Here is an 8,898-nt window from a genome sequence, read left to right as displayed (position 1 = left end):
TTGTTCTTCCCAGAGCAATTCCTCGGCGTCTTGCGGGTGACGTTTGTCGAGGGCTACAGGGCTTTCTTGCGCGCTGCTTTCTATAGGCGCAACAACCGGCACAACAGGCACCGGTTTAATCGGGTCCTGCTGGGTGGTAACTGGCGCCAACGAATGAGGGATGGGCGGCAACATCCAAGCGTCCTCTCGTACACGTGCCGACCCGCAGCCGGCTAAGGTTGAAAAACACTTCTATGATAGGGCTGTCGGCGCGCAAATCGCCGACTTTAGCCACGCATCGCTACACTTTTAGCATATGAGCAGGCCCTTTCACCCTTTTTGACGCGGCAAACCCGCGCCTGGGCAAAAGGCCAGTAAGCAATTGATGTTCTTCGCCTTTGGCCAGGGCGGCGGCTTGCGTTACCATAGCCGGCTTTTTCAACGCGGGAGACAGGCATGGCGCAGCAGTATGAACCGGGGCAACGCTGGATTAGTGACAGCGAAGCGGAGTTGGGCTTGGGCACAGTCCTGGTACAGGACGGCCGCATGCTCACCATGCTCTACCCGGCCACTGGTGAAACCCGCCAATACGCCACCCGCAATGCGCCGCTGACTCGCGTGCGCTTCTCGCCGGGCGATGAAATCACTCACTTCGAAGGCTGGAAACTGACCGTACAGGAAGTCGACGATATCGACGGCCTGCTGGTCTATCACGGCCTTAACGCGCAGAACCAAGTGGTAACCCTGCCGGAAACCCAGCTGTCCAACTTTATCCAATTCCGTCTGGCCAGCGACCGCCTGTTCGCCGGGCAGATCGACCCGCTGCCGTGGTTTGCCCTGCGCTACCACACCCTGGAACACACCAGCCGTCAGCTGCAGTCTTCGCTCTGGGGCTTGGGTGGCGTGCGTGCGCAACCCATCGCCCACCAACTGCACATTGCCCGTGAAGTGGCTGACCGTATCGCCCCGCGCGTATTGCTCGCCGACGAAGTAGGTTTGGGTAAAACCATCGAAGCCGGTCTGGTGATTCACCGCCAGTTACTGTCCGGCCGCGCCAGCCGTGTGCTGATCCTGGTGCCCGAAAACCTCCAGCACCAATGGCTGGTGGAAATGCGCCGCCGTTTCAACCTGGAAGTGGCACTGTTCGACGCCGAACGTTTTATCGAAAGCGACGCCAGCAACCCGTTCGAAGATTGCCAGTTGGCCTTGGTCGCCCTGGAATGGCTGTGCGATGACGACAAGGCGCAAGACGCCCTGTTTGCCGCCGGCTGGGATCTGTTGGTAGTCGACGAAGCGCACCACCTGGTCTGGCACCCGGAACAAGCCAGCCCGCAATACCAATTGGTGGAGCAACTGGCCGAAGTGATTCCCGGCGTATTGCTGCTTACCGCGACGCCGGAACAACTGGGCCAAGACAGCCACTTCGCCCGCTTGCGCCTGCTCGACCCGGCGCGCTTCCACGATCTGGAAGCCTTCCGCGCCGAAAGCGCCAACTACAAACCAATTGCCGAAGCCGTGCAGGAACTGCTCGACCAAGGTCGCCTGTCGCCTGAGGCCCACGCCACTATTTCCGGCTTCCTCGGTGCCGAAGGCGAAGCCTTGCTCGCCGCTGTCACCGATGGCGACGTTGAAGCCTCGGCGCGCCTGGTACGTGAGCTGCTCGACCGCCACGGCACCGGTCGCCTGCTGTTCCGCAACACCCGTGCCGCCGTGCAGGGTTTCCCCGAGCGTGAACTGCACCCCTACCCGCTTTCCTGCCCGGACCTGTATCTGGAATTGCCAGTGGGCGAACACGCCGACCTGTACCCGGAAGTCAGTTACCAGGCCTCGCCGGACGCCAACGAAGAAGAACGCTGGTGGAAATTCGACCCGCGCGTCGACTGGCTGATCGACACCCTGAAAATGCTTAAGCGCGTCAAGGTATTGGTCATCTGTGCCCACGCCGAAACCGCCATGGACCTGGAAGACGCCCTGCGCGTGCGCTCCGGCATTCCAGCCACGGTGTTCCACGAGGGTATGAATATTCTCGAGCGCGACCGCGCGGCGGCTTATTTTGCCGACGAAGAATTCGGCGCGCAGGTGCTGATCTGCTCCGAAATCGGCAGCGAAGGGCGCAACTTCCAGTTCTCCCATCACCTGGTGCTGTTCGATCTGCCGGCGCACCCGGACTTGCTGGAACAGCGTATCGGCCGTCTCGACCGGATCGGTCAGAAGCACACCATTCAGCTGCACGTGCCGTATCTGGAAAACACCCCACAAGAACGTCTGTTCCAGTGGTACCACCAGGCGCTTAACGCCTTCCAGGCCACCTGCCCAACCGGTAATGCCCTGCAACATCAGTTCGGCCCGCGCCTGCTGCCGATGCTGGAAGAAGCCGACGATGGCGACTGGCAAGTGCTGGTCGACGAAGCCAAAGCCGAGCGCATCCGCCTGGAAGGCGAACTGCATAGCGGCCGCGACCGTCTGCTGGAACTGAACTCCGGCGGTGCTGGCGAAGGCGAAGCGTTGGTTGAAGCCATTCACGAACAAGACGACGAATTCGCCCTGCCCATCTACATGGAAGAGCTGTTTGAAGCCTTCGGCATTGAAAGCGAAGACCATTCGGAAAACGCCCTGATCCTGCGCCCCAGCGAGAAAATGCTGGATGCCAGCTTCCCGCTCGGCGACGACGAAGGCGTGACCATCACCTACGACCGCAACCAGGCGCTATCGCGCGAAGACATGCAATTCCTCACCTGGGAACACCCCATGGTGCAAGGCGGCATGGACTTGGTGCGCTCAGGCTCTATGGGCAACACCGCCGTCGCGCTGATCAAAAACAAAGCGTTGAAACCCGGCACCGTCTTGCTCGAACTGCTCTACGTCAGCGAAGTGGTTGCCCCGCGTGCTCTGCAGCTAGGCCGCTACCTGCCGCCGGCCGCCCTGCGCTGCCTGCTCGACGCCAACGGCAACGACCTGGCTGCCAAGGTGAGTTTCGAGAAGCTCAACGACCAGTTGGAAACTGTGCCACGGGCCAGCGCCAACAAGTTCGTCCAGGCGCAGCGCGACAGCCTTAACGTGCAGATCAACTCGGCCGAAAGCAAAATCAGCCCCCGCCACGTTGAGCGCGTAGCCGAAGCCAAACGCCGCTTGGCCGCCGATACCCATGAAGAATTGGCGCGCCTGACCGCGTTGCAAGCGGTTAACCCAAGCGTACGCGACAGCGAACTGCAAACCCTGCGCAGCCAATGCGAACAGGGCTTGGCCATGCTCGATAAAGCCGCGTTGCGCCTTGAAGCGATTCGGGTGCTGGTCGCCGGGTAACGGGCTTGGCCGCATGCGCGGGGATGACGGCCTTCGCAGGGATGACGGAGATTTTTCCACCTCCACCGTCATTCCCGCGCAGGCGGGAATCCAGAGTCTTGCGACAAACGCCTAGCGCTGAAGATCGACAGAAGCCGCCAACATCAAAAGGCGGCTTTTTTATGCCTGGTTACAGGCCCATCTGCTTACTGATGATCTCGTTCATCACTTCCCGCGTGCCGCCACCAATGGACAGAATGCGATTGTCGCGATACAGCCGCTCCACCAGGCTTTCGCGCATATAGCCCATGCCGCCCGCCACCTGCACCGCGTCATAAACAATGCGGTCAGCCACATCGGTGGCAAAGTTTTTGGCCATGGAAATCTCTTTAATCACCGACTTGCCGGCCGCCATCTTTGCCGCTTGGCGATAGGTGAATTCGCGCGACACTTCCAACTGCGTCGCCATCTCCGCCAGCCGGTGTTTAAGCACCTGAAACTTGCCAATCGGCTTACCAAACGCCTCACGCTGGCGCGCCCAATTCAACGACTCTTGCAGCGCCAGCTCGGCGGTCATATTGGCCATAATCGCCAACGCCAAGCGCTCAGACTGAAAGTTGGCCATGATCCCGGCAAAGCCCATGTTTTCCACGCCGATCAGGTTGCCCACCGGCACCTTGCAGTCGTCGAAAAACAGCTCGGCGGTATCAGAAGCCCACCAGCCCATTTTTTTCAGCTGCCGGCCGACGGTAAAACCCGGCGTACCCTTCTCGATCATCAGCAGACTGACGCCGCCAAAACCATCACCGCCGGTGCGCACCGCCACCGTGTAGTAGTCGGCGCGTACGCCACTGGTAATAAAGGTTTTGCTGCCGGTAACGCGATAGAAATCGCCATCGCGCACCGCGCGAGTTTTCAGGTTGGCAACATCGGAGCCGCCGCTGGGCTCAGTCACTGCCAGCGCGCAAATCTTCTCGCCGCTAAGCACCTGCGGCACCACGCGATCTCGCACCGCCGGCTGCGCCCATTTCAGAATCGGTGGCAAGCCGATATCCAGCGAGCCCAAGCCCGCCACCAAGCCGCCAGAGCCGCAGCGCATCAACTCTTCGCTGGCCACCACCTTGGCGAACACATCGCCCTCATAGCTGCCGCCAAAGCGCTCCGGGTAACCAATACCCAGAATCCCGGCAGCGCCGGCCTTCAGGTACAGCTCGCGGGGAAAGCTTTCGGCTTCTTCCCAGTCGGCGACATGGGGCAGGATCTCGCGCTCAACAAAACGGCGGACTGAATCACGGATTAACTGATGCGATTCGTCGAAGTATTCCTGAAAAGCAGACATGGCGGGCTCCAGCTGAGGTTTGGCCGACCATACCGAGCGCTTGCTTGGTTTTCAACAACCTTTCAGTAGTGCTTACACTTCAGGCAAGGGAAACGCGCTGATTAATTCAGCCAACAGCCCGCAGTTGAGCTACTCCGCCCGCTCTTGAATCATCACCCAGGGCGCCACCACCACCGCCCAAAGCTGTGGATCACGGGCCAACAAATCCTCAGCCAGCGGCGCCTCCACCTTGCTGATCTGGCCGGCAGTCAGCCACTGCCCCACTTGCGCGCCATTGTCTTCTGCTACCGCCATGGCCACTTCGACCAAATCCATACCCGGCGTCACCCACAGCAAGGCGCCACGGGCAAAGAAGGGTTGCAGTTCCGGCCAGGTGATAGCCGCGGTTTCGCCGAGCAGCTTGGCGTACAGCGGGTTGTCGTACAGGGGGTTGATGGCGTCGGTCATGTCGGGCTCTTTGTTCGACAAAATGTAAAAGGCGACCCCAGCGCTGGGGGCCGCCATAATAGCGGCGGCTGGCAGCTAAACAAGCATCCCCTGACAGACAGGTGCCGCGTGCATCACGCCGTTTTTCTATACGTTTATTTCGATTTAGCGACATTGCCCGCATGCGCGATCAGTCGCCGCTTTTCAAGGTACAAATCGGCACTCTAAACTCCGCCGCTAAAGTTGCCAGGGCCTGTTGCACGTATGGAACTTGTGCCCGGGTTTTGTCCTGGCTCTGCAGCTTCGACCAACAGGGCAACGAACCATCTGCGCCACATGCGCAAGTGGAACTTATAAAAAACCAAAAACATAAGAGTGGAGCACTATGAACAAGGCTACTAAGCAACTGTTTGCTGCCATGGCTATGGCCGGCGTCGCCAGCTATTCACTAGCAGCTGACACCATCAAGATCGGCCTGGCTGGCCCGGTTACCGGCGCGGTCGCTCAATACGGCGAGATGCAGTTCATCGGTGCCAAAATGGCTATCGAACAAATCAACAAGGCTGGCGGCGTGAACGGCCAGCAACTCGAAGGCGTGGTGTACGACGACGCTTGCGACCCGAAACAAGCGGTAGCCGTAGCCAACAAAATCGTTAACGACGACGTTAAGTTCGTGGTTGGCCACCTGTGCTCCAGCTCCACTCAGCCGGCTTCGGACATCTACGAAGACGAAGGCATTCTGATGATCACCGCGGCTTCCACCAGCCCGGAAATCACCGCCCGTGGCTACCAGTTGGTATTCCGCACCATCGGTCTGGACAGCCTGCAAGGCCCAACCGCCGGCAACTTTATTGCTGACCACATCAAGCCAAAAACCGTTGCTGTTATCCATGACAAGCAGCAGTACGGCGAAGGCATCGCCACCGCCGTTAAGCAAACCCTGGAAGCCAAAGGCGTGAAAGTCGCGCTGTTCGAAGGCATCAACGCCGGCGACAAAGACTTCTCGGCGATGATCTCCAAACTGAAACAAGCCAACGTCGACTTCGTTTACTACGGCGGCTACCACCCGGAACTCGGTCTGCTGCTGCGTCAGTCGGCTGAAAAAGGCCTGAAAGTGCGCTTCATGGGCCCAGAAGGCGTGGGTAACAAAGAGCTTTCCGCTATTGCTGGCCCGTCTTCCGAAGGCCTGCTGGTGACCCTGCCGAAGTCGTTCGACCAAGACCCGAAAAACCAGGCGCTGGTTGAAGCCTTTAAAGCCAAGAAAGAAGACCCAAGCGGTCCTTTCGTATTCCCGGCCTACGCCGCGGTACAGGTCATTGCTGAAGGCATTCAGAAAGCCGGTGACACCGACACTGCCAAGGTAGCGGCCGCTCTGCGCGCCAACACCTTCAAGACCCCGACTGGCGACCTGGCGTTTGACGCCAAGGGCGACCTGAAAGATTTCAGCTTCGTGGTCTACGACTGGCACGCTGACGGCACCAAAACCGAAGCTAAGTAAGTTTCGAGCCGCAACCCAGAGCCCACTGCCTATGCAGTGGGCTTTGTTTTAAGAGGTAAACGGGTCCACGCTCAGCCACAAGCGATGAGCGCCACCCACGCGAAAGCTTTCAAAACCCCATTCCCACGCTATATAGCAAGGCAGACCGGCCAAGGCAGGTCTGAACGGCGCGAGCCGGCCCCGTGAGGGGCGAAGCACATGAGGTGCTTCGTGAAGGAAGCGATTGACCACACCGTTCTGCTGCCAACCGCAGCTGACCGTACCCGCCCAGGCGGGATGCAGTCCGATACCGACTGCATGGCGCAATCGTCGACCTGACACAGCTATAAGTCGCGCAACCGGTTTTGCAAGTTTTCAGGAGAGCTTCGATGCCTGACATCTACCATTTCTTACAGCAGCTGGTTAATGGCTTGACCATTGGCAGCACCTACGCCCTGATCGCCATTGGTTACACGATGGTGTACGGCATCATCGGCATGATTAACTTCGCCCACGGCGAGGTGTACATGATCGGTTCGTACGTCGCGTTTATCGTGATCGCCGGGCTGACCATGATGGGCCTGGACAGCCTGCCGCTGATTTTGATCGGTGCCTTTGCGGCCACCATCATTGTCGCCAGTGCTTACGGCTACAGCATTGAACGGGTCGCCTACCGACCGCTGCGTGGCAGCAACCGTTTGATCCCGCTGATTTCGGCAATCGGTATGTCGATTTTTCTGCAGAACGAGGTCCTCCTCGCGCAGAACTCCAAAGACAAAGCGATTCCAAACCTGATCCCCGGCAACTTTGTATTTGGCGAGAGCACCATGAACGGTGTGGTGATCTCCTATATGCAAGTGATGATCTTCGTCGTCACCTTCCTGGTAATGCTCGGCCTGACGATGTTTATCTCACGCTCGCGCCTGGGCCGTGCGTGCCGCGCCTGCGCGGAAGACATCAAGATGGCCAACCTGCTGGGCATCAACACCAACAACATCATTGCCCTGACCTTTGTGATCGGCGCCACCCTGGCCGCCGTTGCAGCGGTATTGCTCGGCATGCAGTACGGGGTGATCAACCCCAACCTCGGCTTCCTCGCCGGCATCAAAGCCTTCACCGCAGCGGTACTCGGCGGTATCGGCAGCATTCCGGGCGCCATGCTCGGTGGCCTGGTGCTGGGGGTTGCTGAAGCCTTTGGCGCCGACATTTTCGGCGACCAATACAAAGACGTGGTGGCGTTCAGCCTGTTGGTGCTGGTGCTGTTGTTCCGCCCGACCGGCATTCTCGGTCGCCCGGAGGTTGAAAAGGTATGAGTACTTCTATTCAAGCCAAACAGCTCAAGACGGCGTTTTTCAGCGCCCTCTTGGTGCTCGCCGTGGCGTACCCGATTCTTGGCCTCAAGCTGAATATCGTCGGCATCCAACTGGAAGTACACGGCGCCAGCGCGCCGATTCTGTGGACCATCTTTGCCTGCGCCATCGGCATGTTCTTCTGGCAGTTGTTCCGCAGCCAATTGGGCGCCGCCTGGAACACTGTGCCGAAAGTACCGGGCGTACCGGCTTCGGCGAGCAACTTTCTGACCCTGCCTTCGACCCAGCGCTGGTTTCTGCTCGGCCTGATCGTACTGGCCTTGGCCTGGCCGTTCTTTGGCTCGCGCGGCGCGGTGGACATTGCCACGCTGATTCTGATCTACGTGATGCTCGGCCTGGGCCTGAACATTGTGGTCGGCCTGGCTGGCCTGCTGGATTTGGGTTACGTCGGCTTCTACGCCGTCGGCGCCTACAGCTACGCCCTGCTCTCGCATTACTACGGTTTTGGTTTCTGGCTGTGCCTGCCGATTGCCGGCCTAATGGCAGCGCTGTTTGGCTTCCTGCTCGGTTTCCCGGTGCTGCGCTTGCGCGGCGACTACCTGGCCATCGTCACCCTGGGTTTCGGCGAGATCATCCGGATTCTGCTGCGTAACCTCACCGAGCTTACCGGCGGCCCGAACGGCATCAGCAATATCGACAAACCGACCTTGTTCGGCCTGAGTTTTGAGCGCAAAGCCGCGGAAGGCCTGCAAACCTTCCACGAATATTTCGGCATTGCCTACAACTCGATCTACAAGGTGATCTTCCTCTACCTGGTGGCCCTGCTCTTGGTGCTGCTGGCCTTGTTTGTGATCAACCGTTTGCTGCGCATGCCCATTGGTCGTGCCTGGGAAGCGCTGCGTGAAGACGAAATCGCCTGTCGCGCACTGGGCATGAACCCCACCGTGATCAAGCTTTCGGCCTTCACCCTGGGTGCCTGCTTTGCTGGTTTTGCCGGTAGCTTCTTTGCCGCCCGCCAAGGCTTGATCACACCCGAGTCGTTCACCTTTCTGGAGTCGGCGACCATTCTCGCCATCGTCGTGCTC

General features: G+C 59.4%; 6 protein-coding genes. 4 read left to right on the top strand and 2 right to left on the bottom strand.

What is annotated here, in order from left to right:
* Positions 1 to 435 precede the first annotated feature (435 nt).
* Positions 436 to 3,282, top strand: a complete 2,847-nt coding sequence (gene rapA / locus AAAB16_RS25640) for an RNA polymerase-associated protein RapA (protein ID WP_340665901.1) — start codon at positions 436 to 438, stop codon at positions 3,280 to 3,282.
* A 169-nt stretch (positions 3,283 to 3,451) separates the two neighbouring features.
* Here the strand turns inward: rapA and AAAB16_RS25635 are convergent, their stop codons facing one another.
* Together AAAB16_RS25635 and AAAB16_RS25630 are read right to left on the bottom strand one after the other, a co-directional pair.
* Positions 3,452 to 4,600, bottom strand: a complete 1,149-nt coding sequence (locus AAAB16_RS25635; RefSeq protein ID WP_340665900.1) for an acyl-CoA dehydrogenase family protein — start codon at positions 4,598 to 4,600, stop codon at positions 3,452 to 3,454.
* 129 nt (positions 4,601 to 4,729) lie between these two features.
* Positions 4,730 to 5,047, bottom strand: a complete 318-nt coding sequence (locus AAAB16_RS25630; protein WP_340665899.1) for a DUF2288 domain-containing protein — start codon at positions 5,045 to 5,047, stop codon at positions 4,730 to 4,732.
* Between the two features lie 364 nt (positions 5,048 to 5,411).
* Between AAAB16_RS25630 and AAAB16_RS25625 the strand changes: the two genes are divergently transcribed.
* The 3 genes from AAAB16_RS25625 to livM all read left to right on the top strand — a co-directional run.
* Positions 5,412 to 6,524, top strand: coding sequence for a branched-chain amino acid ABC transporter substrate-binding protein (locus tag AAAB16_RS25625; RefSeq protein ID WP_340665898.1), 1,113 nt, complete (start codon positions 5,412 to 5,414; stop codon positions 6,522 to 6,524).
* 368 nt (positions 6,525 to 6,892) lie between these two features.
* Complete coding sequence (livH, locus tag AAAB16_RS25620; protein WP_340665897.1) at positions 6,893 to 7,816, top strand: high-affinity branched-chain amino acid ABC transporter permease LivH; 924 nt, start codon at positions 6,893 to 6,895, stop codon at positions 7,814 to 7,816.
* Positions 7,813 to 8,898 (top strand): high-affinity branched-chain amino acid ABC transporter permease LivM (gene livM, locus AAAB16_RS25615; RefSeq protein ID WP_340665896.1); only part of this gene is annotated, 1,086 nt, incomplete at its 3' end. The genes livH and livM, both read left to right, overlap by 4 nt.

This window comes from Pseudomonas sp., assembly GCF_037994325.1.
Lineage (GTDB): Bacteria > Pseudomonadota > Gammaproteobacteria > Pseudomonadales > Pseudomonadaceae > Aquipseudomonas.
Note: the sequence above shows the minus strand (reverse complement) of the source record. Positions and strands in the feature narration are given on the sequence as shown.